1 protein-coding gene is annotated in these 999 nt (G+C 44.6%); it reads right to left on the bottom strand.

Features of this window, described 5'->3' with window-relative positions; all coding sequences use genetic code 11:
- Window positions 1–15: 15 nt before the first annotated feature.
- On the bottom strand, window positions 16–906 hold the full coding sequence (locus L5M18_RS23185; protein ID WP_263198721.1) for an IS982 family transposase: 891 nt from the start codon (window positions 904–906) through the stop codon (window positions 16–18).
- Window positions 907–999: the final 93 nt, after the last annotated feature.

The raw sequence follows: 999 nt of genomic DNA, 5'->3' as shown, positions 1-999 counted from the left end.
TAACCTGAGATCGGTTTAACAAGCCATAACTGTAATAGCATTAAACTCTGCGTTAGTGAGGTTCAGTTGTGGCTTATTGTCTTTCAATTGATAGGCGATGAGTCCGGCAATCATATTTAGCATAAAACCATGCACGCTGCGGTGTCTAGAGTGTTCTATTTGAGAGATATTTTTTAACTGGTCGTTGATGGTTTCTATGATGAAACGTCTCGACAGCATCGCTCTATCCCACAACAACATTGCCTTCGCTTTCATATTCTTACGCACGTTCGTCACCAACTTCACGCCTTTATCCAGCAATTCACTGGACAGCGCTTTACTGATATACCCTTTATCTGCATAGAGTTTATTCATGTCACTGTGCACCATCTCATTCACCGGTTTTGTGTCATGTACATTTGCAGGCGTCACTTTGGCCGCCACGATTCCGCCTTGATGATTCACAATCAAATGCAGCTTAAAGCCATAAAACCACCCCATGGTGCCTTTACCTCTGCACGCCAGTCCCGCCAAGGTTTTATGGCGATGAATACGTAGGTTATGACACACTTTGATGCTGGTTGAATCAACAAATTCGATGCCAGTGGGGTCACTCTTGAGGCTGGCAAAGTAGCTGCAAAGCGGCACTAAAGTAGTGGGCATCACCTCAAGAAAGCGGGTATAGCTGAGTAAATTAGGAAAAGCAGATTTGTAGAAATGAGCCAGATAGCCGATGTAGAAGTTCTTGAAATCACGGTGGTGGGACATCTGAAAAAGTATGATGATGGTCATCACTTCGCTCATCGTCATACGGCCAGGGCGTTGACGCTTGCGTGTACCATCGGTTAACAGCGTTTTTTCCCATTCTGGAATGAAAACAGCGCAAAAATCATCGACATCGCAAAACACTTCCACTAATTTATGCATAGGCCCTCCGGTGTGATGGGGTTTCTCTTGGTCGAAAGATCCGATCACTTGGAGGGCTATTAGTTCAACATTTCTTATCCCGAGTTCAGGTTA

The organism is Shewanella sp. SM20, assembly GCF_025654545.1.
GTDB classification, from domain to species: domain Bacteria; phylum Pseudomonadota; class Gammaproteobacteria; order Enterobacterales; family Shewanellaceae; genus Shewanella; species Shewanella oncorhynchi.
Note: the sequence above shows the minus strand (reverse complement) of the source record. Positions and strands in the feature narration are given on the sequence as shown.

What these genes read in the sequence shown, in the direction of transcription:
- L5M18_RS23185 (WP_263198721.1), bottom strand. Translation starts at nt 906, where the DNA reads ATGCATAAATTAGTGGAAGTGTTTTGCGATGTCGATGATTTTTGCGCT.